This window comes from Paenibacillus sp. GCM10027630, assembly GCF_042676305.1.
In the GTDB taxonomy this organism is placed as follows: domain Bacteria; phylum Bacillota; class Bacilli; order Paenibacillales; family NBRC-103111; genus Paenibacillus_S.
Map to the genome: position 1 here is coordinate 46,414 of NZ_JBHTGY010000010.1, position 24,778 is coordinate 71,191.

Consider the following 24,778-nt stretch of genomic DNA (forward strand, 5'->3'; position numbering starts at 1 on the left):
CCTTTTTTTTTTTTATGCTAACAGGAGGTGTGCGCAGAATGTTTGGTCTTATTAATAAAAATAAAAGATGGTATAGTCTTGCGTTGATTGTAATGATGTTGGTAACGATGATTTTACCGAATGCTGGAGTTCAAAAGGTATTTGCTGCTCCAGAGATTGTTGCGGGGTGGACCTTTTCAGCAGCAGCTACGAACCCTGTGGCAATCGCTGCGACCAGCGGAACCAATGCTAACTTAACGAATGCATTGTTTACGGTAAGCGGGGCGCGGGGAGTTAGTTACACGGCTTCGGACGCAACAGTTTACACTAGCGGCTGGCAAACAGTCGGAGGCTATTGGCAAGCGCAGCTCAGTACTAAGGGTTACTCCGAGCTAACTCTGACCTCCAAGCATTATGGCACTGGAACAGCTCCGAAGGATTTTAAAATTCAATACAGTACAGATGGTACTACATTCTATGATGTTCCTAACGGGTCGTATGTAAATACAGCTACGATTACAGCGGGTCCGGACAATCTTGCATTGCCTATTGAAGTGAATGATAAGCCCACTGTCTTTATTCGCTGGCTAAATTATACAACTAATCCTATTAGCAGCGGTACCGCAACTGGGAGTGGAGGCAACAGCAGAATCGCCGGCATCGTTATTAATGGCGTGAAATTGGGCCAAAGCCAAAGTGCTGCCCCTAATGCGAATAAAATCTCTTTTAATACGTTGACGAACGTTTCGAGCGTTAGTGGAGCTGTTTATGGCGGAGCTAATGTGAAGGTTTATCTTGCCGATAATTCCGTAGCAGGTACCGGAGCAGCAGACACAAACGGTGCTTTTAATATCACAATTAATAATCCCAATTCAGAGCGTAAAGTTTATATAACTTCTCTGGAGAGCGGGAAAACCGAAAGCAGTAAAGTATCTGTTGATTTTGGAGCGATTCCAAAAACGAATAATCCAGATGCAAGCAAAATTACTTTATTTGATGACTACACGACGCTAAAAGGTGCTGCGGGAGCCGTATATGGGCTTGCTGCTGTTAAAGTTTATTTACCGGACAATACGCTTGCAGGAACAACGAATGCACTGAGTGACGGTTCATTCAATTTGACGATCGGCAATACGGCTCACAGCACATCCGTATTAGTATCAGCGACGGCAAGCGGCAATGACGAAAGCGATAAAGTGACTGTATCCATTCAAAAAACATTGAAGCCGGATGCAAGCAAAATCGCATTTACAAAATCAACATCGGTGACTGGGTCCGCCGGAGCTGCTGCGAATAATGCCCAGATTAGCGTTTATTTCGATGACAATACAGTGGCCGGCACGACGGCTGCGACTGCGAACGGCTCGTTTAATCTAACCATTACGAACCCTGGAGGCAAAAATGCCGTATACGTAACCTCCAAGGAAACCGGTAAAATAGAAAGCGATAAAACAACGGTTAATGTATCCATTCCCGGCGCATCTTATTCCCCGGGAGACGTTGTAATAAGCCAGCTTTATGTTAATGGTGGCAATGGCGGCGCATTCTACAAAACGAAGTTTTTTGAGCTGTACAATACAACAAATCAGGATATTAATTTTAACAATGAATGGGCTCTCATTTATACCTCAGCAACTGGAACGAACTTTGGAGCAGGTAGTAAACTGAATGGTACGATCAAGGCTCATGGATATTTTCTTGTAGCAGGAAGTACGGGGGGAACAGGTGCAAATCTTCCCGTAACAGCGGATCTAACGACCACTATTAATCCGAGTGGTTCTACGGGAGGCATTTTTGCCCTTGCTAATTCTATTACCGGTTTAAGCAGCCAAGATGATTCCAAAGCGATTGATATTGTGGCTTTTGGTAATGGGACTAACACCAGCTTCGCCACGAAAACAGATCACTGGGGCACTCCATTTTTTAACACGGGCATCGGAGGCGGGACCCTGCTGCGTAGAACCAATACAGGCTCCGATCCAAGAATTGCGTTTGGTTTAGGCAACGGATGGTTTACGAAAGACCCGTCCAAGGATTTCGTAATGAATGCTCCTTCCAGCCCATCCCAGCCGGATGAAGTTATTATTCATAACTCTAAATTCATGACTTCACCGGATTCAACCTTAATTACCTTTACACAAGCTAGTGGGACCGCGTCCGTCTCAGGCGCAGCGAATGCCGTTCCGGCATCTGCTACAGTAAAAGTGTATTTGTATAATGGGGAAACCGTTTCATCCGTTCAACAAGCTACGGCAGCTGCCAACGGATCGTTCTCATTGAGTTTCTCTAATCCCGGCAACAATCAGTCGATTTATGTAACTCATACGGATTCGACTGAGCCGACCCCTGTTGAAAGCAAATATTCCCGAGTCAATGTAACGGGATATCCAAACGGGGTTACACCTATTGATCAATTACGCATCAATGATGTGAACGGCTTTCCATTAAATCTGGGCTATGCTGCGACCATTGAAGGAGTTGCGACTTCGAACAATAACGCACTTGGAGCCGAGAAGACCCATTTCTATATTCAAGACGCAACCGGCGGTATCAACATTATTGACGGTAAAGCTCCAGTGACCGCTATTCAGGCTGGCAACAAATTTAAAATTGACGGGCATGTTGTATTTACTGCCGGGACAACCCGATTTGTTCCGACAACAATTACTCATGTAGGTCCGGATCAAACTCCTGCTCCTCAATTAATCAGCTTGAATTCGATGAATAGCTATGCAACAGCAGAACCATTGGAAGGCAAGCTGGTCACGATCTCAGGAACAGTAACGAATATACCTTCATCCGGTCCGGATTATGACATTTCCATCACCGATGATGCAGGAAATTTATCCATTGTACGTATATTAGGGACTTCCGGCATTGATGTAAGTAATGGAGCAATTGAACAAGGAGGAACCTATGCCTTTACAGGTATCGTGGGTCAATCCAAAAACAGTTCTCCTTTTAAAAGTGGATATTATGTGCTTCCAAGGTCGGCTTCCGATGTAAAAGGGGAGCTGCAGTTCACACATACTCCGCTAGTCAAAGCTTATATCGGAATAGATGTTTCCTTTACTGCCGCTGCTAAAAATGCGGATTCCGTTACATTGTATTATAAAGGGACGGCAGACTCGACTTTTAACCCGATTATTATGAGCTCGGCAGACGGTAAGAGCTACAATGGTAAAATACCGCAAGCAAGTGTGCCAGCTGGTAAATTGTTATATTACATCGAAGCAAAGGGGAACGGAAAGACACTATCTTCCGGTGACTTTAACAATCCGATCAGCATTGATGTTGTAGAAGACAAAGACGGTCCTGCATATACGAATGCATCACCTGCAAATGGTGAAAGCGTTGATACAGGCCACCCTGTTATTTCTATAGCTTTAGATGATCCTAACGGGGTAAACACGTCATCAGTCAGCATAAAAATCGATGGCAATGATTTCACTTCAAAAGCGGCCATATCTGAAAAAGATATCAAGTTAGCTTTGACCTCAGACAATGATCTATCTGTAGGCGTTCATACAGTTGCTGTCTCAGCTAAAGATAAGCTTGGTAATTTATCCGCTTATTCCTGGAGCTTTGAAGTACTGCAAAGATTTATCGGAGGCAATCATTACAGGGGAACGACCCATAATCATACTAATATTTCGCATGATGCGGATGGTGCACCTGAAGACGCCTTAAAGGCAGCGGAGAAATATCAATATGACTGGTTTGCCTTTTCCGACCATTCCCATGACATTGATTCAAGTCTTGTAGGTAAAGATTCCGTAGATCATAACGGAATGAAAGAGCGTTCAGGCGGAGCGAATTGGCAGCTAACTAAAGATTTGGCCAATCGCTATACGAAAAACGGAAGCTTTGTAGTCTTTCCGGCATTTGAAATGACTTCAACAACATGGGGCCATTCCAATGTGTTTGGAACAAGTAATTTTATTGATCGCGTAGAAGAAGGCGGAACCTACCAGGATCTCAAAAATTATTACAGCTGGGTTTTGACATATGACAACATCGTTGCTCAATTCAATCATCCTGCGATGTCTGCAAATGCATTTGCAAACTTTATTCCCTACGATAAAAAAGTGGACAAGCTGTTCACAATGCTTGAAGTAGGTAATGGTTCAGGCAAATACTCGTATGCGAATGCTCAGGATAAGTTTTTTAATGCGCTTGACTTAGGCTGGCACGTTGCTCCTACTTACGGCGAGGACAACCATGATGCAACCTGGGGACAAACCAAAAATCGTACTGTGATTGTAGCTAATGACCTTAGTCAGGAATCCCTTCTTGATGCAATGAGAAAAATGCGTGTATACATGTCCGAAGATCCTAATTTCAAGCTGGATGTTTTGGCAAGCGGCTATTATATGGGTTCAACGGTGGATACCAAAACATTGGAGTTTAATATAACCGGCAGTGACCCTGTATTGGAAGCTTCCTCAGATCCCAAATACAGCTATCTGAAAACAACCTCCAATGATAATATCTCGAAGGTTGAGTTGATCACGAATGGTGGAAGAGTCGTAGACAGCTATATTCCAACCTCCGATTCTACATCGTTTAATTGGAAACCGAGCTTTACCGTTTTGGGCGGTCAGCAATGGTTTGTTGTTAGAGTTACACAAAAAGACGGAGATCGCATCTATTCTTCACCAATCTGGTCTCCAAACCAAGATCTAGCTGTACAAGTAAGCAATGTTGATGCAACCGAAGGAGCCATTATTGGTGGACTTCCTGCCGACTTAAAAGCAGGAATCAGTAATCAAGGAAGCATTAATGTAAGTAATCTAGTTGCTCATTTTTATTACGACAGCATCGATTCCCAGCATTTCATAGGAGATGCAACGATTGATTCGCTTCCGGCCAACACTTCTGGCTCAGCGAGTGTGAAGTGGTCAAATCCGGTCGTTGGAGACCATAAAGTTATTATCGTGCTTGAGGCCAAAGACGGGCATGATCTTGGGAACAATAAATTTGAACAGCAATTTACGATTAAAGCGCCACTAGGTAAAATCATACTAATCGACGCTACCCATCAAAATGAGAATACTACATTAGATGCCGGTTCGTATAAAGATAATTTGAAATTATTTACGGTTATGATGAGAAAGCAAGGGTATACAGTACTTGAAAATACGGCACCGATCACGGATCAAGTATTAAGCAACGTGAACGTATTGATGGTTACTCATCCTGCTTCTGCCTACACGACGAATGAAGTTTCAACAATTAATAAGTTTATCTCTAACGGCGGGTCGCTATTGCTGACTGAAAAAAGTAATTTTGGCGGCTCCAATCAAAATGCAAACAGTCTATTGTCTGGAATAGGCTCCAGTATTCAAGTAAATAATGACGGCGTATTTGATGAAACAAAGGAAGGAAACTTCTGGGGCACTCCTTTGACATCTAATTTCTCCGTGCGGCTGCATCCGACACCGGTAAATAACAATTTAACGGATTTTGTTCCAACGATTGAATATTACAGCGGAGCAAGCTTGGCCGGAACTGGCGGGGCAGGAAATAAAGTTGCACTTAAGGACAGCAGCTCCGTAACGGTTCTCGTAAGAGGGAACGAATCTACATTCCAGGATACGCCAAGTGTTAAGTCCGATGCGGTTCCTTACAATGTATTTACGGCTAATGGGAAAAACGGTCCGCCCCTGGATTCAATAACCGGTGGAACGGCAATACCATTAATCGCTTCAGAAACAATTGGGAATAGTCGGATAATCGTTACAGGGATGAATATTTTCAATGATAAACAAATGGATCAAACGTACAATCCGAAGGGGAACGATCCTTTTGCACTTAACGCAATCAATTGGCTAGCTCACCTTGAATCCAAGGTGCTCCCTATTGGCGAGGCTCGTACAAAGCCTGAGGGTACGGAAGCAATAATTCAAGGTAAAGTAACGACCACAGCGTTCTATGACGCCGTTTATGTTCAGGATGAAACTGGCGGTATCATGGCATTTAACGAAGTGCCGGCTGGAAGTCTTGAAGTTGGAGACAGCGTTCGGGTATACGGGCATATTAAAATATTCGAGAATAATACAGAGCTGGAGTTTGATAAGTTTGCAAACAGTATTGTTAAACTCAACACATCTCCTGGTGCTCCAATTGTCCCTAAAGCCGTCAGCACACTAGAGGCATATGCTGAAGCTAATCAGGGCCAATTAGTTAAAGTGACAGGTAAGGTCACAGAGATACCGGATGGTAACTCTTATATTATTAACGATGGTTCAGGAGCTGCCCTGGTTTATGCGGACGGATATATTATCAATCAAACCGGACCTATTCCGAAGCTCCAAAAGGGAGATACGCTTGAAGCGGTTGGTCTTACTGGTAAATATGCCGATGGCAAACGTGTTCGGGTGAGAGATACGAGGGAGCTAAAAGCATTATCGCTCGCTGGCCGAACAGCAGCAGAAGTAGCGGCAGAGATCACAGTTGTAGCTGCACCGGCGAAAGACGCGACAAGCATAACGCTGCCAAGCGTACCGACGGGCTATACAATTGCGATCCAAACATCGAGTCGTCCGGAAGTGATAGCAACGAATGGTACTATTGTGCCGCAATTGACAGAGACGAGCGTAAACCTCGTGTTTACAATCACGAGAACTTCGGACAACACGACAGCGGACACAGCCAGTCTTACAGTTATCGTACCGGCGAAAACACCAACTGCGCGAACAGCAGCAGAAGTAGCGGCAGAGATCACAGCTGTAGTAGCACCGGCGAAAGACGCGACAAGCATAACGCTGCCAAGCGTACCGGCGGGCTATACAATTGCGATCCAAACATCGAGCCATCCGGAAGTGATAGCAACGAATGGAACTATTGTGCCGCAAGGGACGGAGACGAGCGTAAACCTCGTGTTTACAATTACGAGAAGCTCGGACAACACAACAGCGGACACGGCCAGTCTTGCAGTGATCGTACCGGCGAAAACACCAACTGCGCGAACAGCAGCAGAAGTAGCGGCAGAGATCACAGCCGTAGCAGCACCGGCGAAAGACGCGACAAGCATAACGCTGCCAAGCGTACCGACGGGCTATACAATTGCAATCAAAACATCGAGCCATCCAGAAGTGATAGCAACGAATGGTACTATTGTGCCGCAATTGACAGAGACGAGCGTAAACCTCGTGTTTACAATCACGAGAATCTCGGATAACACAACAGCGGACACGGCCAGTCTTGCAGTTATCGTACCGGCGAAAACACCAACTGCGCGAACAGCAGCAGAGGTAGCGGCAGAGATCACAGCCGTAGCAGCACCGGCGAAAGACGCGACAAGCATAACGCTGCCAAGCGTACCGACGGGCTATACAATTGCGATCCAAACATCGAGCCATCCGGAAGTGATAGCAACGAATGGTACTATTGTGCCGCAAGTGACCGAAACGAGCGTAAACCTCGTGTTTACAATCACGAGAACCTCGGACAACACGACAGCGGACACAGCCAGTCTTGCAGTCATTGTACCGGCGACTACAAACGTTAACTTAAAGTCGCTGCAATTAAGCGGTGCAACGATTAATTTTTCAAAGGATAAATCGGAATATACGCTGAGTGTGGGAAATAACGTAAGCAGCGTAACCGTTACGGCAGCCGCAGACGATTCAACCGCAATCCTGGAAATTAACGGGTATAAGGCGAGCAGTAAAGAAATCAATCTGTCTGAAGGCTTAAACACAATTACGGTAAAAGTAACAGCAAAAGACGGAACAGCACGAAAAATGTACACCTTGCTGATTACAAGAGCGGTTTCTATAACAGTAACCAATACGCCAGTGCAAGTAACAACAGAGCCAGTAAGTTTAATCATTCCATCAGGGGTGACTAATGCCAAAGTACAAGTCACACCTACTACAGTAGGAGATACTAAACAAGCTACTATGCCTTTGGTGGAAGCGAAGGAAACAACTTCAATAGGCGAGGTTAGCGTCTCCCTGCCTTCCGGAGTAACTATTTCCGCTCCTGCCGCTTGGGATGGAACAATTAAGCTGCCAGAGGTTCTGTCAAACAATAGTGTTGCAGCAACCAACGGAATTGTAAGTGCGGTAATCGAGGTCGGTGTACCGGAGCTAACATTAACTTTTGACAAAGCTGTAAGGCTGTCAATACCTAACCAAGCAGGAAAATTAGCTGGATTTGTTAGAGACGGAGTCATCGCACCAATTACTAACACGCTAACAGCGGATACTCAAGAAGAGGCTGACAGTAAACTTTCGGCTGGTGGAGAGGCGAAAATCGATGTAGGCAACGACCTGGTAATTTGGACGAAGCATTTCACCAAATTTGTTAGTTATACCGAGTCTCAACCGACTTCAAGCAGCGGCTCACATCGTGGGGGAGCATCGGCTGCCAACACGGATATGATTTCTGCAGCTGTTGGCGGAACCATTATTAATAATGGTGTTAAGATCGTCATTCCGGCAGATGCAATCAATTCCGACATTAAAGTGACCGTAGAGAAAGTAACTAATACGGCCGACCTAGCTACAGATGCAACCCTCAAGCTGGTGAGTGATATCTTTGAAATTAAGAAGGACAAAGAGAATCCATTTACCAAAGCTATTTCGATCAGCTTGCCTTTCGATAAGACGAAGGTTGACACTGAAAAGTCAAAATTGTCAATTTATTGGTTCAATGAAACAGAACGGAAATGGACTTCATTGGATAGTCCGCAAGTGGATATCGTGAATGCTGTCATAACCGGTTCTGTAAATCATTTTACAAAATTCGCTGTTTTCTCAACTAACATTCAAGACGCTTCAACATCAACACCAACTATACCTGCTTCTTTGGATCTAACGGATATTAAAGGCCATTGGGCAGAGAATAGTATTCTTGAACTAATTAAGGCAGGCGCAATTGATGGATATCCTAACGGAACGTTCGGACCTGAAAGAAATATCACCCGTGCCGAATTTGCAGCAGCAATGGTAAAGGCTTTAGGCCTTAAGGAAAAGAGTGGGAAGATATTCGCGGATACCGCTAATCATTGGGCTAAAAAGTCAATTGAAACCGCCGCGGCCTATGAAATCATCTCGGGCTTTAGTGATAATTCTTTTGGACCAGATGATTTGATTACCCGTGAACAGATGGCTGCAATGGTTGTCCGCGCGGCTAAGCTGCCAATGATAACGAGCGGAACCAAATTTACAGACAGCTCGGACATTTCAGAGTGGGCCAAACTGGAAGTGGACGCTGCAGCAGCCAATGGTACTGTGAATGGGTACGCAAATGGAACATTCAAACCAAAAGCAAATGCAACACGCGCTGAAGCTGTAACCGTCATTTTAAAAGCAATAAAGAAATAAACAGATTTCATAAGTTGATAGCTGCCACAAAAGAATAGATTCAGACAATCTAAAAGTTCCACAAATTGTAAAAAAAGAACCTTAATCACCATTGTAAAACGGGGATTAAGGTTCTTTTTTTGGCTAAACAGGTCTGGGTTTTACATGGATGCTGTTTTGTTAGGGGTCATGTTTTGATCTTTGGCTTCACTGACATTCCTTAACACGTTAATGGTAAACAGGACTACAGCAATAGCGGTCAAAGTCCCACCCATCGCAACTACAGGCTCCGCGGCGTCCACTCCATTAAGAAGGAACACAAGCCCGATCATCATTATCGGCAATCCGATATTGTGCAGCCAGAAATGGATTTTCCCCAGTATGGAAGTGGCAGCCTTCGGGAATACATGGTACACAAATCCCGCTAATGCAAGTGAAACCCAGCCAACCAAATTGATATGGGCATGTACAGAAGCGAATTGAAATTGGTGCGTGATGGACATAAACATGCCAAAAAACACACCTACAACAAAATAAACAGAAGCAATTTTTATTAACTTCGCACCCATAAGACAACTCCTCTTCAAGTATTTAACAAAATTCGATCCAGATTAGAGAACCCCTCAGCCCTCTTAATTATGGGCAATAGCCTAGTGGAACCAAAAGAGTCTTAGCTCCTGCATTTTACATGACCAAGTAATGAACATCTATGACCGGGTCATCTTGGGTTGTGCTTATCCGCTTCAACAATTGAGTAAGGGCTCAATATCACCATTCGTTATTTCACTAAAAATGCAAGTGTCGCCTATAGAAAGGATAAATTCGACCTATAAACGATATGCAAACTTCCTTTAAACTTGTACCCATGAGTAGTGAAATGGATTTATAAAGGAGCATATTCGAATGACATTTGAGGTTGAGCCGACGGAAGGAAATAGTGAATGGTTTACTAATGACCGTTTCGGTTTGTTTATCCATTGGGGACTATATTCATTGGCTGCCAGACATGAATGGCTGCAGTCACGGGAGAAATTAAGCGGGGAGAAGTATAGCAGCAAATATTTCAACCGGTTTGATCCGGATTTATATGACCCTGAGCTGTGGGCGCAGCTAGCGGCCGATGCAGGCATGAAATATTTCGTGGTAACGACCAAACATCATGAAGGCTTTTGCTTGTGGGATAGCAAGCTTACCGATTACAAAGCGAGCAAGTCGCCTGCTGGGCGCGACGTTCTGAGACCGATGATTGATGCATTTAGAAGCAGGGATATGAAGGTCGGATTGTACTATTCCTTGATTGACTGGCATCATCCGCACTATACCGTTGATACCAAGCATCCGCTCCGTCTTGATCCGGAATTTATAGCTGCAAGCAAAGAACTGGATTTCTCAATTTATCGCGATTATTTATACGGTCAAACGAAAGAGCTAATGACGGAGTTTGGCAAAATAGACCTGATGTTTTATGATTTTTCATTCCCTTCGGAGAATGGATTGCCTGGTAAAGGCAAGGAGGATTGGGGCAGTGAAGAATTAATTCGTTTGATCCGTTCTAGGCAGCCGGGCATTTTACTGAATGATCGCCTCCAGGTAGGGGGAGATATAACAACGCCGGAGCAGTACATGCCTACCAAGTGGGTTCAGGTGAACGGCAAGCGCGTCGTATGGGAAACCTGTCATACCTTCAGCGGTTCATGGGGCTACCATCGAGAAGAGGAAACATGGAAAAGCGTGGACGTCTTAGTCAAAATGCTGATAGATGCTGTGAGCCGCGGGGGGAATCTGCTGTTGAACGTTGGTCCTACCGGTCGTGGTGAGTTTGATGAACGGGCCATAGACAGGTTAAAAGGGATAGGCGAATGGATGAAACGGCATAGCCGCTCGATTTATGGATGCACGCAGGCGCCTGATGCCTTGGAATGCCCTCAAGATTGCCGTTTGACGTATAATCCGCAAACAAATCGTATGTACGTGCATGTGTACAGCTGGCCATTCAAAAATATTCAGCTTCACGGCTTGGCGGGCAAGGTCGAATATGCCCAGTTGCTGAACGATGCTTCCGAAATCAGGTTCAAGCAAGGATTTGTGGCAAGTGGTATAGATAACGGAGCCTTCAAGGAAGGCAGGGATGAGAATACACTTGTTTTGTCTTTGCCTGTTAAGAAGCCGAATGTGACCGTTCCGGTAATTGAATTGTTTTTAAAATAAATGAACTTAAGAGTCTATGGGACGATAGATTTTCGTGAATATTTATTCATATGGTTATGGAGGGATAAGGGAATGGTACGGAAAGTTTACGGCCGCCTTTGAAATTAAGTTGTTACCGCAAGCTATATTATAGACAACTTAAATTTCCCGGGGTCCCCGCAAAGTATTCGGAATCCTCTCCAACGCATAATCTTCACTTTGTGGGGTAGAGTAGCGGTGGAGTAGCATCCCTTTTCTGTAATAACCAATATGATGGATAGATATTCACGAGCTTGCTTTCATCTGAATAGACTCCTAAATCTGGTCAGGAGGATTATGCAATTATGAAAAGCATTACACTTGCTTATGATCACAATCCCGCCCCGCGGGTGAATATGGGAATCCAGCTGCTCAAACAAGCACTGCAGGATTCTGGATACGATGTATTCGAAGAAGCGGTATCCTGGACATGGGATAGCTATCGGTCGATAGCTGGAAGAAAGCTGTTTGTCGGGAACCGCAGTGAATCTCAATTTCTTCAGCAATTGGAAGAACGTGATGTTCTGCTGTACCACACGGAAACCCCGGAGGGTGAAGGCTTCTATGCAGTCTCGTGCCCAGGAAATATGGTTGCTGTTTCCGGCGGTAACGACTCGGGGGTATTATACGGCTGTTTGGAACTTGCTGAGCGTATTCGCACTGCGGGGCTGCTGCCGGAGGATATCGCTTATGGGGATGCGCCACGATTTGCCCTGAGGGGGCCGGCAATTGGCCTGCAGAAAACAACAGTTGAGCCGCCGCGCCAAACCTATGAGTACCCGTTGACGCCTGGCCGATTTCCATGGTTTTATGATCGTGGCTTATGGCTGGATTTCCTTGATATGATGTTGGAGCAGCGCTGCAATATTTTTTATTTATGGACCGGTCATCCGTTCTCTTCTTTGGTTCGATTGGAGGATTATCCCGAAGCGCTCGAGGTTACGGAAGAGGAGTTTGCTCTGAATGTGGAGACCTTCCGCTGGTTGACGGAAGAGGCGGATAAACGCGGCATATGGGTTGTGCTCAAATTTTATAACATTCATATTCCTCTGCCGTTTGCGGAGAAACATGGCTTGAAGCTGCATCAACCTAAGCCGCTGCCATTAACCAGCGATTATTATAAGAAGTCCATTTCCGCATTTGTCCAATCGTTTCCGAACGTAGGGCTCATGGTGTGCCTTGGGGAAGCGCTGCAAGGGCAAATTTACGGCGTGGAATGGTTTAACGAAACGATTATAGCCGGTGTGCTCGAAGGGCTGAAGGATCTGAACGTTAAAGAGAAGCCGCCAATTATTTTACGCTCCCACGCCATTGAACCGCAAAAGGTTATCGAAGCGGCGCTGCCGCTTTATCCCAACTTATTTACGGAAGCCAAATATAACGGTGAATCACTGACGACCTACACGCCGCGGGGCAAATGGAAGGACATTCATAATCGCCTTGGCTCCATGAAAACTGTACATATCGTCAATGTGCACATCCTTGCTAACCTGGAGCCCTTTCGTTATGGGTCGCCATCCTTTATCCAGAAAAGCATGCAGGCTGCCAAATACCGGCTCAAAGCAAACGGGCTGCACCTGTACCCGCTCTTTTTCTGGGATTGGCCCTTTGCACCCGATAAAGTTGAGCCAAGACTGAGACAATTGGACCGTGACTGGATTTGGTTCGCCTCCTGGTTTCGATATGCCTGGAATCCCGATCGTGATCCGCAAGCAGAAAGACAATACTGGATTGGAGTACTGGGGCAAAGATACGGCAGTCTTGAGGCGGGCGAAGCTATACTTGATGCGTATGATGCCTCAGGGGAATGTGCACCTAAGCTGCTGCGCAGATTTGGCATTACGGAGGGCAACCGCCAGACGATGAGCCTGGGAATGACGATGAGTCAGCTGACGAACCCTGACCGTCATATGCCATGGGCGGATTTATGGGAATCGCAGGCGCCTCAGGGCGAACGTTTGGAGGACTATATAACAAGAGAGCTGGCGGGCGAAGCACATATCGGAGAAACACCGCCGGAAATTATAGCGGATGCAAAGCGTCATGCAGCGGATGCTGTACGGGCAATTGAACGTGCGCAATGTTCGGTAACAAGCAATCTGGACGAATTTCAGCGTTTGGCGAGCGATATGTATGCACTCCAGCATATGGTCGAGGTGTATGTGCAGAAGGTTCAGGCCGCTATGCTCATATTGACCTATAAGCATACGGTCCATGGGGAGTTTTTCAATGGGCTTGACTTGCTGGAGCAAGCAGCCATGCATTTGGAAACTGGCTTGGAAAGCTATCGGGAGCTGACCCGTATAACCGAGCAGACCTATCTGTTCGCTAATAGCATGCAGACCCCTCAACGAAAGGTTCCTGTTCGCAACGGTCTTGAATTCGGACATTGGAAGCAATGCTTGCCGATCTATGAAACGGAGCTAAACCAATTCAAGCTGCATCTGGAGGAATTGAAAGCAGGTACACTGCCGGAGGCACTCCAGAACTTGAAGGAACCAATTGTTCCTTACCGGGAAGTACATTTTAAGCTGCTGTCTGACGATGCAGAGCTGTTCCGTGTGGAGAAAGGGACTCATGTATTCACGGACGGAGACATTCATATCGTCAGCTGTGCGGAAGAACTGAATGGTTTGACGGGAATCCGCTTTGGACAAATGGAAGCAGGGTTGAAAGGGATCGCACTTGATATTGAGCTGGAGCAGCCTTCACAAGTACTGATTGGGTATTTCAATAATAAAGATCAGCAGTGGCTTCAAGCTCCAAGCCTGGAAGAAAATACGCATGCGGACGATATGGGCGGATACGCTCCGGTTCTGCGTAAGGGACTCCGCTTGTATGCTTATCCTTCTGTAAATGTGCACGCTTTTAATTATGAAGCGGGACGCCATACGTTAGACTTTGGCAGAGGAGCCTACTTGATTCTCGGCATAGTCCCTATAGATCAAGTTATGCGGCCGCGTGATGTGGAGCATAAGAACGATGGCGTCGATACTTTGGATTGGTTGTACGAATAGCGCAATAATCAGCAGCAAAGGTAAACGAGGAGGGGGAGTTTATGCCCGGCAAGAAACTGACACTTTGGTACAAACAGCCTGCTCGCAGCTGGTTTGAAGCTCTTCCTGTCGGCAACGGCCGGTTAGGGGGGATGGTGTATGGGGGAGCAGACCGTGAACGTATCGTTTTGAACGAAGATACACTCTGGTCGGGGGAACCCCGGGAAACCATTCGTTTCGATGCGGAACGTCATTTAGACTCTGCGCGCGAATTCATATTTTCGAGAAAGTATACGGAAGCGGAAGCCATCATTGAACAATACATGGAAGGACCTGATATTGAATCCTACATGCCGCTAGGCGATGTAGAGCTTATTTTCGATACGGCTGGCGAGATATCTGAATACCGAAGGGAACTGGATTTGGATGAAGGTATGGTGCGGGTGAGCTACCGTATGGATGGTGAGTTATGTACGAGAGAAATATTCGTCTCTGCAGTAGATCAAGTTATGGTCATACGTTTGAATAGCGAAAACAAGACCAGCTTTACCGCTATACTGCATAGTCCGCTGCAATATTCGGTTCGCCGTTTGTCAGGAAACTCTATAACACTTGGTGGCCGAGCGCCTGCTCATGTTCTTCCCAATACGGTGAAATCCTCGGAGCCTGTGCAATATGGGGATGGAACAGGAATGAGCTTTGAAATTCAATTGCAGGCATCGGCTAATCATGGCAAGGTAGAGGTCAACGGAGGACGTATAACGGTCAGCGGCAAGGGTGAGGTCACCTTGATCTTAAGCGCAGCAACTAGCTACAACGGGTTCGATAAAAATCCGGCCACATCGGGTAAAAATCCATCCGAGCTGTGCAGCACATGGCTTAGGGCAGCAAATCAGCAAGGATACGAACGGTTGAAGGAACGCCACAAGGACGATTATTCGGCTCTATTCGGTAGAGTCGAGCTTGAGTTGGGCGGTGAGGATAAGAGCAGTCTCCCTACGGATGAGCGAATCAAAGCTGTTCGAAACGGAGACAGTGATTATGGATTATCTGTATTATTTTTCCAGTATGCGAGATATTTACTCATTTCCAGCTCCCGCCCCGGTTCGCAGCCGGCGAATCTACAGGGGATATGGAACGACAAGATGCAGCCTCCATGGTGCAGCAGTTGGACGACCAACATTAATATCGAGATGAACTATTGGCCTGCGGAGGCGGGCAATCTTGCTGAATGCCACGAGCCGCTGTTTGAGCTGATCGAGGGATTAAGAATCACTGGGCGGAAGGTGGCGGCAGTCCATTATCGGTGCCGGGGCTGGACCGCGCATCACAATATCGACATATGGCGTACGGCAACGCCCGTTGGAGGCTCGCCCAGCTGGGCATTCTGGCCGATGGCGGGAGCATGGCTATGCCAGCATTTGTGGGAGCATTATGCTTTCAGCCAGGATGAAGCGTTTCTTAGGCGAGCGTTTCCAGCCATTAAGGAAGCTGCCCTTTTCTGCATCGACTGGCTCGTCGAGGGCCCGGATGGCCATCTAGTTACATGCCCGTCCACCTCGCCGGAAAATTTCTTTATCACACCGGATGGACAGTCTAGCAGCGTGACGAAAGCTTCGACAATGGATTTGTTGCTGATCAGGGATTTATTTACACACTGCATAGAAGCAGGTCAGCTTTTACAGCTGGACTCTGCATTAAGAGAGCAGCTCCAGAATGCTCTTCTGCGACTTCCCCCTTTGCGTATAGGCTCCTTCGGACAGCTGCAGGAATGGGATGAGGATTTTGAAGAGCAGGAACCGGGTCATCGTCACATCGGGCATTTGATCGCACTTCATCCGTTGGATCACGTAACATTGCACGGAGAGCCGGGGCTGGCGCAAGCATGCAGGTCAACGCTTGAACGGCGTTTAGCCCATGGGGGTGCGCATACAGGCTGGAGCTGCGCCTGGACCGTGAACTTCTGGGCAAGGCTGGGCGAGCCCGAGGAAGCAAGCCGCTTCCTGCATGCTTTGCTGGCAGGGCTTCATCCGAACATGATGAATGCTCACCGGCATCCGAAGGTAAAGCAGAATATTTTCCAAATAGATGGAAATTTTGGCGGGATGTCGGGCATGGTTGAGATGCTTTTGCAAAGCCATGCAGGCATAATTCGACTCTTGCCGGCGCTGCCTTCCGAGTGGAGCCATGGAGCTGTTAAGGGACTTAGAGCCCGTGGAGGCTTTGAGGTAGATATGGCTTGGGACAATGGGATGCTGTCACGAGCTTTCATTAGGTCGAATGCCGGCAAGATATGCAGTCTATGGTCAGAACAGCCTATACAAGTGCTGCTGGATGGGCATATTATTCTTCCGGCTGCGGAGGGACGGAGGTTTATTACATTTGAAACCCGTGCCGGACAATGTTTCGAAATCATCTCTTTACCGGAGTTCAAAGATTGCTATGAAGCTGAAGAGAGATTACGATTGCAGGCTTCATCACAAACGCAAGGAGAACATTAAGAATGAACTATATTCATGCTGTAAGTGAATTCATATTCGAGGAAGAGAGGCCGTTTCTCAGCTGTCATGCCTCCACATTGGAGCTTCTTCCAGGGGGAGAAGTTATTGCAGCGTGGTTCGGCGGGACGAAGGAGAAGGCTGGAGATGTTGCCATCTGGATTTCGCACAGAGGGAATGATGGATGGTCTAAGCCCATTAAGGTAGCCGATCAAGAGAATGTACCTCATTGGAATCCGGTTCTATTCAGGAGACCTGATGGCATCCTCTTCTTATATTACAAGGTTGGAAATGATATTGAGAATTGGGAAACGCTGGTCATTCAATCCGCGGACAACGGGCGTTCATGGACAGTCCCGGCACCGTTAGTGGAAGGGGATCGAGGCGGCAGAGGTCCCGTGAAAAATAAACCGATAGTTCTGCATAACGGAACCATCGCTGCTCCGGCCTCCCTGGAACCTGCGTGGGATGCGTTTGTTGACCTTTCATCGGATGGAGGAGCAACCTGGACCCGCAGTGAAACAGTTCCCATAGACCGCAGCAGCTTGAAGGGCTTAAAGGGCCAGGGGATTATTCAGCCGACCCTATGGGAATCGGAGCCAGGCATATTGCATATGCTCCTCCGGAGTACGGAAGGGTTCATTTACCGCAGCGATTCTGTAGATGGGGGGAAAAAATGGTGTTCAGCCTATCCCACTGAATTGCCTAATAATAATAGCGGTATTGACCTCGTGAAGCTGGGTGACGGGATGCTTGCTCTGGTCTATAACCCTACACAATTGGAGGAAGGGAAGCATAAGGGGCCGAGAACTCCTCTTGTGATCCGATTTTCTAATGACAACGGCTTTACCTGGGAAAATGAAATACTGCTGGATCAAGGCGAAAAGCAATATTCGTATCCGGCCATAATAGCGGATGGGGATGATTTATATATTACGTATACTTGGAAAAGGGAACGGATAGCCTTCCATAAACTAACCAAATGGTTTGGGTATGATCGCCCTATACAATGAGTTGATAAACACCCACAATTTTACAATGCAGTGTTGTATAATACGTCTGAAGGTTATATACACCACCATACGAAGCCGAGATGGAGGGTAAATCATGCTAGTTGATAGTCGATTAGATGATGAATTACGAGCGGGAAGAAAGATGCTGCGCACCAAGCCTGGAGCTTTTTTGCTCGGTTCTACAGGTGCTCGATTGTGGGCCGATTATCTGGACCCTGAGCCGGGTTTTTCCGGTCGGTTTGATTTTATACATAAAGTTAATATTCCACTCTTGTTTAAAATAACGGCCAATCTGGTGCGAAGCTTTGAACCGTGCAGGACCGAATGGTGTCCAAGTCACCTGCTCATGGAATATAAGGACAGGCGGGTATCTTTAGTTGAAAAGAAGTTCATCGCATGGAATGATTGCGCGGTTTCTTGCCAAACCTGGGTGAATCATAGCGATAAAGAGTTAGTGCTGACATTGGAAACGTATGAGGATTTATTCTCGGAGCGTAACGGAAATCAACTGCACGGCTGCTTTGAAATCGAACATTACAGCTTTGATGTTGAGGGTGTGGTCGCTGCTAGTGATCCTGCTTTATTTACGGGGATGCGGTTGCAGCCTGGTGAATCCAAACAGATTATTATATCTGCTGCGTATGGAATTAACGAACTGGATAGCCGGGAGCTGTTATCGGAACGGGCTTGCTCTTATGTTGAAAGCGGTTTAACTGTAGATCAAGTGCTGGAAGTCCAGCAAAATGAGTATCAAAGCTGGTTTGATAAAGCGCCTAAATTTGATAGCAGTGATCCTGTATTGAATAAAACATGGCTCTACCGCTGGTTTTTATTAAGGCATAATGCGGCAGATCCACAGTATGGATATTTGTCTCAGCCCCTTTTCTATGAAGGAAGATCTCATAAAAAAAGCAAGAAGCCCTTCAGCAAGGGAGGGTGGGAATTCAGCAAGCTGATTAATCTTTCCGTTCCGCTGCATATTATGGATGCCAGATGGCATCATGATCCGAAATTTTGCGAAGGCGCTCTGCACAATATGAAGGAAGCCCTTGGTGAGGATGGTATGTTCCGCTGCTTGACCGTGGATACCATTATGCATTCCTTCGCCAACTTCTCCTGCTGGGCAGCCTATCAGTTATATTTGGTGCATCGCAACGTTCAATTCGCAGCAGAATTACTTCCCTTTATGAAACAGAATGTTGCCGCATGGACTCAGGTTCACGGTAATGAATCCGATCACTTAATGATCGAGCATAAGCACACTCGGACGGGAAAGGAATATCAGCCTAGCTACTGGTACTTCCATGATTTCCCGAGAAATCCGAAGGATAAGCAAACCTATACCCATCTAAAAAGGGTTGATCGTGCTGTCTACCACTACTTGAACACATTGGCTATAGCCAAATTAGGTGAAGCTGCAGGGGATCCGGAAGCGGATACATACTATCAGCAGGCTGATCAAATAAAGCAGGATATTCTTGAAAAAATGTGGGATGAATCCTCACAATATTTTTACGATCTGCATTATCAAACCGATGAAAAAGCATTCGTTAAAAACATAGTCGGGATCTATCCAGGTTGGGCAGAGATTATAGATGATCGTTTTAATGGAATGATTGAGCATCTGTTGAATGAACAGGAATTCAATACGAAGAGCCCATTCCCATCGGTTTCTATAGATTGTCCGGCTTATTCCAAGGATGGAGGCTGGATGGGCCACTTTGTTAAAGGCCGTAATGGCTGCGTATGGGACGGCCCGACTTGGCCTTATACGAATTCGATTGCTCTTGATTCGCTTGCAAGGGAAAGCAAACGGAGAGATCACCAATTCGACAGCCAATTCGCTCATTTTTTACGGGAATATTCCTTCCTTCATTTTTTTAACAGAGATTTATCGCAGCCTGGTCTCGTAGAGCATTATAACAGTGAAACGGGAGAGCCCTTAAGTGATGAACAGGAATACAACCACTCTTATTATATAGATCTGATAATTTCCCATGTGGCTGGTTTGTCCATTGAGAAGGATTACATTGTTTTGGATCCGATCGATTTAGGGCTAGATTATTTTTGCTTGGATCGCATAAACGTGCAAGGTGCAGAGCTTCGAATCACTTACAGAAATCCCACCCAGTCAACTGATAACATCGGTTTGGAAGCAGGCTACTGCTTATATGTGCAGGGTAAGCTTGCTTATCAGAATGAAAAGTTATGCAGAACTGAAATACCTTGGGCGCAATTGCGTTCCAACTGACAATAATTTTGCTGGGTAAAGATCAGGAGGGGAACTAATGAGTCGTTTTAATGGAATCGTCTCGCAATCAGAGATGAATCCGAATATAAGGGAAGCATTTCTCCCTATACTTCATCCGAATGACAGTCATGCGGCTAATTTATTGGAGCTCGACAATGGAGATTTGTTGTGCGTCTGGTTTACGGGCAGCGGAGAGGGGAATCCCGACACGAATGTAGTAATGTCCCGATTGGCTGCCGGCTCGGAGCAATGGAGTATTCCAGTGCAGCTGTCTAATGATCCGGAACGATCGGAACAAAATCCGTTGTTATTCCAAGCAGCAGACGGCAAACTATGGTTGTTTCACACATCCAATGAGCCTCATAATCAGAAAACCTCGCGGGTTGTTGTCCGTATTTCTGAAGATCGCGGGTTGACTTGGGGGCCATCCGAGGTGCTGTTCGACGGAACGGGAATCTTTCTCAGACAGCCTCTGCTCGTGCTGGGAAACGGTCATTGGGTGCTTCCGGCGTACTATTGCAAACTGGATGGACATTACAGCGTTGTGCAAATCAGCGAGGACGAAGGCAAGTCGTGGAAGCAATACGAAGTACAGGATAGTATTCACAGGGTTCAAATGAGCGTTGTGGAACGGAGCGATGGTACGCTATTTGCGGTATTTCGCAGCCGGCAGGCCGATCGGGTCTATACAAGCGTTTCCGATGATAACGGTAAAACCTGGACCGTGCCTGTGAGAAGTGAATTGCCGAATAACAATTCCTCGATTCAGATGACCAAGCTTCACAATGGCCATTTGGCCTTGGTATATAACAATTCCTCTTTAGAAAGAGACCAGTTCCGCTGGGTTCAGCGGAAGGGCGAATTTCGCAAGAAAACGCTGCGTACGCCGCTCACGCTAGCTATTTCTGAAGATGAAGGACGTACTTGGCCTTATTACAGAAACGTTCAAATGGCAGATTTGGAATATAAGGATAGCGAGATCGGCTATTCGTACCCTTCCATTATTTCAACAAGTGATGGTAAGCTGCATATCGCCTTTTCGTATCTGCGCAAAGCAATCAAATATGTTTGCATTACGGAAGAAGGCTGGGTTAGGGAGTATTAAAAAGCAATTCGTCTAAGGGGGCTTTCAGGCTGCAAGGTTCTTGGATCCTGGCTCCCTCTTTGGCGAAGCACTAGAATTATAAGTGAGGTGATGGTCTTGCGTGACAGAATTAAACATTTAAGTGGTGAATTATTCTTTGATGAGAATATGAATATATTCTTAAATCGCGAATTGGAATCGTTTACAACAGCTCAGCATACTCATGATTTCATTGAAATCAATTATGTGGGTGAGGGCTGCGGATATCACTACATTGAAGATCAAGTGATTCCGATTAAACAGGGTGATCTGTTTGTGATTCCGATAGGAACATCACATGTTTATCGGCCGTCATCTCCCAAGCAGGATAAAACACTCGTTATATACAACTGCATCTTTCGTATGGAGCTTCTGGATGATTGGAAGCATCTGCTGCAGAAAGATTCTCACACCTATAATATCATTTATAATCCGGCCCAATGCTCGGAGCGATGGCTCCATTTTCAAGATAAACACGATACGTTTTCCGTAATGATCCTGAATATGTACAGTGAATACTTGAAGCGAAATGTCGGATTCGAAACCTTGTTGATAGCTATGGTTGTCCAAACCATGGTGCTGCTGCAGCGTTTTGAATTGAAGAATGAGGCGGAGCCTGCTGTTTTTAGTAAGCTCGATGAGGTTGTACATTATATCAAATATAATTACACGCAGAATATTACCGTCCAGCATGTAGCTGATTATTTTTACTTAAGCGCGAGTCACTTCCAACGTCTGTTTAAGAAGACAACCGGCCTGACCTTCACCCAGTATTTACAGAACGTACGGATTCAAAAATGCTGCGAGCTTTTAAAATCTACCGATATTCCTATTTATCAAATTGCTAATCAAGTAGGGTATTTGGATATGAAATTTTTTCATGCGCTGTTTCGTAAAAAGACGGGAATAACGCCTCGGCAATATCGGCAAAATTTTCAGGAGTTTGAAGATAAAGCCACTTCATTCTGATCTCAAGGAGCTGATCATCTGTATCGGACAGCTCTTTTTTGTTTGGTTGTACATTAAGGAGGTTGATAGGATGTGGTGTCCGGATGATTACTTAGACCATTTATATGATAGTTTAGATGAACATTACGCCCAAGCGCCTTCGATTCCCTGGAATGAAAGGAAAATCGGAGTGCGAACCAAGCTGCTGGAAAGCTTGGGGCCGTTCCCGGAGCAAGCAGTCGATTTGAGGCCAACTCTGCTCCACAGGATAGAGAGGGATACCTACATCGAGGAGCGCGTTGAATATTCAACAGTTGACAAGCTCCGGGTTCCGGCCTATGTGCTTATTCCTAAGCAGCTCAAGGGAAGGGCTCCGGCTGTACTTGCCTGGCATGGACATGGATACGGAAGCAGAGAAATTGCAGGCTTACAGCCGGATGGAACGATCGATGACGCACAGCCGGGGATCCATCAGCATTTTGCCGTACAGCTTGTGCAAAGAGGCATGATAGCTATCGCACCGGAAATCCTTGGCTTTGGCGACCGAAGAATGTTGGCAGATAGCGCCAAGGATCCGAGAAAATCAAGCTCATGCTCTTCATTATCCTCCAGACTTCTGCTATATGGCAGAACAGTGGCTGGGCTGCGACTTTTCGAAGCTGGAAGGGCACTGGACTATTTGGCGACTCGGGAGGATGTAGATACGGATCGTATAGGCAGCATGGGCTTTTCGGGAGGCGGATTACTGGCTTCTCTGGGCTCGGCGTTGGATGAGCGTATCCAGGCTGCTGTTATTTGTGCGTATACAAGCACTTTTAGAGGAAGCTTGCTTTCGATGAATCATTGCATTGATAATTATTTGCCGTCCATTCTACCGGAAGCTGATCTTCCGGAGCTAATCGGGCTTATCGCTCCAAGAGGGCTTTTTGTGGAGTCGGGTATCCATGACCCTCTATTCCCCATTCAATCTGTAAGGGAAGCTGTCCGCGTGCTTAATGAAATATATGAAGCTGAGGATGCTATTGAGCGGTTTGAAGTGGATCTTTTTCCGGGGAAACATGAGGTTTCAGGACGCAGGTCATACGATTGGTTAGCGAATAAGCTGAAAGTATGATTACCCTATAGAGTAAGTAAACATCACCTATAATCTATTATGTGCGGGGATGTATAATGAGACAAAGCCAAGCGAATTCGGATAAATAGCTAGTTCCGGAGGCAGTTTGCATCATTAGCGGCTTTTAAATGAAACCGTTCTCATGATGGATCAATATGTATTTAAATATGGAGGTGCCATAATGGGGCGCATTCTTTTGAATCACGTAGAAAAGCGTTACGGTAAAGAAAAGGGGTACGTTGTAAAGGATTTTCATCTTGAGATTTTTGATGGAGAGTTCCTCGTCATGGTAGGTCCATCCGGCTGTGGAAAATCGACTACACTTCGAATGATAGCAGGGCTGGAGGATATTACTTCGGGAGAGCTTTATATTGGAGATAAGCTGGTCAATCATTTGCCGCCTAAGGATCGGGATATCGCAATGGTGTTTCAGAACTATGCGTTATACCCGAACATGAGTGTCTATGAGAATATTGCGTTCGGCTTGAGGCTTCGTAAAATCCCTAAACATGAAATCGATCAGGCTGTCAAAAAAACTTCCCGCACATTGGAAATTGAGCCGTATCTCGAAAGAAAGCCGAAGCAGCTCTCCGGCGGTCAAAGGCAGCGTGTTGCCCTCGGTCGTGCTATTGTCCGGAACCCTTCCGTCTTCCTGATGGATGAGCCCTTATCCAATCTGGATGCGAAGCTGAGAGTGCAGATGAGGACAGAGATTATTAAGCTGCATAAGCAGCTTGGAGTAACTATGGTTTATGTGACGCATGATCAGGTTGAAGCCATGACAATGGGGCATCGCATCGTTGTTATGAAGGACGGCATCATTCAACAGGTGGATACGCCCCGGATGATTTATAACAATCCCAGAAATATGTTTGTCGCAGGCTTTATTGGTGCTCCTCCAATTAATTTATTGGAAGGAAAGCTGCTGGAAGGCTCAGGCGGGCTGCTGGAATTCCATACTAACCGTTATTACTTAACCATTCCAGAGAACCAGTCGAAGATTTTGACGGAGAAGAAAAAGATCAATCGAACTGTCGTGTTAGGCATACGCAGTGAGAACATTCATCTGGACCCAACCGTTTATCAGGAGAAGCGTCATACGCAAATAGAAGGAACTCAGAGGATAGGCGAATTGATGGGCGCGGACATGTATTTGTATATGGATATCGGGGCACCTAATTTATTTATTGTTCGGGCCCGCTCGGATCATCAGTTTGTTGATGATGAGAAGCTGACGCTTACCATCGATATGCACAAAGCGCTCTTTTTCGATAAAGACACAAAAGAGAATCTTTTGTATTAATTGTATAGCGGAG

Annotated in this window: 11 protein-coding genes; 10 read left to right on the top strand and 1 reads right to left on the bottom strand. The window is 46.1% G+C overall.

Annotation, left to right across the window (positions count from 1 at the left end):
• Positions 1–38 precede the first annotated feature (38 nt).
• Complete coding sequence (locus ACFQ0C_RS05280) at positions 39–9,314, top strand: S-layer homology domain-containing protein (protein WP_379364639.1); 9,276 nt, start codon at positions 39–41, stop codon at positions 9,312–9,314.
• A 140-nt stretch (positions 9,315–9,454) separates the two neighbouring features.
• Here the strand turns inward: ACFQ0C_RS05280 and ACFQ0C_RS05285 are convergent, their stop codons facing one another.
• Positions 9,455–9,862 carry a cytochrome-c oxidase gene (locus ACFQ0C_RS05285; RefSeq protein WP_379364641.1) on the bottom strand — a complete coding sequence of 136 codons (408 nt, stop codon included), beginning with the start codon at positions 9,860–9,862 and terminating at the stop codon, positions 9,455–9,457.
• 334 nt (positions 9,863–10,196) lie between these two features.
• Between ACFQ0C_RS05285 and ACFQ0C_RS05290 the strand changes: the two genes are divergently transcribed.
• The 9 genes from ACFQ0C_RS05290 to ACFQ0C_RS05330 all read left to right on the top strand — a co-directional run bounded on the left by ACFQ0C_RS05290 (position 10,197) and on the right by ACFQ0C_RS05330 (position 24,765).
• Positions 10,197–11,501, top strand: coding sequence for an alpha-L-fucosidase (locus tag ACFQ0C_RS05290; protein ID WP_379364643.1), 1,305 nt, complete (start codon positions 10,197–10,199; stop codon positions 11,499–11,501).
• 323 nt (positions 11,502–11,824) lie between these two features.
• On the top strand, positions 11,825–14,536 hold the full coding sequence (locus ACFQ0C_RS05295) for a hypothetical protein (RefSeq protein WP_379364645.1): 2,712 nt from the start codon (positions 11,825–11,827) through the stop codon (positions 14,534–14,536).
• A 41-nt stretch (positions 14,537–14,577) separates the two neighbouring features.
• Positions 14,578–17,016: a glycoside hydrolase family 95 protein gene (locus ACFQ0C_RS05300; RefSeq protein WP_379364647.1), complete on the top strand. Its 2,439-nt coding sequence runs from the start codon at positions 14,578–14,580 to the stop codon at positions 17,014–17,016.
• Positions 17,017–17,018: 2 nt separating this feature from the next.
• On the top strand, positions 17,019–18,026 hold the full coding sequence (locus tag ACFQ0C_RS05305; protein ID WP_379364649.1) for a sialidase family protein: 1,008 nt from the start codon (positions 17,019–17,021) through the stop codon (positions 18,024–18,026).
• 94 nt (positions 18,027–18,120) lie between these two features.
• Positions 18,121–20,277, top strand: a complete 2,157-nt coding sequence (locus tag ACFQ0C_RS05310) for an MGH1-like glycoside hydrolase domain-containing protein (protein WP_379364651.1) — start codon at positions 18,121–18,123, stop codon at positions 20,275–20,277.
• Positions 20,278–20,314: 37 nt separating this feature from the next.
• Positions 20,315–21,382: a sialidase family protein gene (locus tag ACFQ0C_RS05315; protein ID WP_379364653.1), complete on the top strand. Its 1,068-nt coding sequence runs from the start codon at positions 20,315–20,317 to the stop codon at positions 21,380–21,382.
• A 90-nt stretch (positions 21,383–21,472) separates the two neighbouring features.
• Positions 21,473–22,369, top strand: a complete 897-nt coding sequence (locus ACFQ0C_RS05320; RefSeq protein WP_379364979.1) for an AraC family transcriptional regulator — start codon at positions 21,473–21,475, stop codon at positions 22,367–22,369.
• Positions 22,370–22,439: 70 nt separating this feature from the next.
• A complete protein-coding gene (locus ACFQ0C_RS05325) occupies positions 22,440–23,462 on the top strand; it encodes a dienelactone hydrolase family protein (protein WP_379364655.1) in 1,023 nt (340 codons plus the stop codon).
• A 181-nt stretch (positions 23,463–23,643) separates the two neighbouring features.
• The gene (locus ACFQ0C_RS05330) at positions 23,644–24,765 is read left to right on the top strand and encodes an ABC transporter ATP-binding protein (RefSeq protein ID WP_379364657.1); all 1,122 of its coding nucleotides are present in this window, start codon (positions 23,644–23,646) and stop codon (positions 24,763–24,765) included.
• The last annotated feature ends 13 nt before the right edge of the window (positions 24,766–24,778 follow it).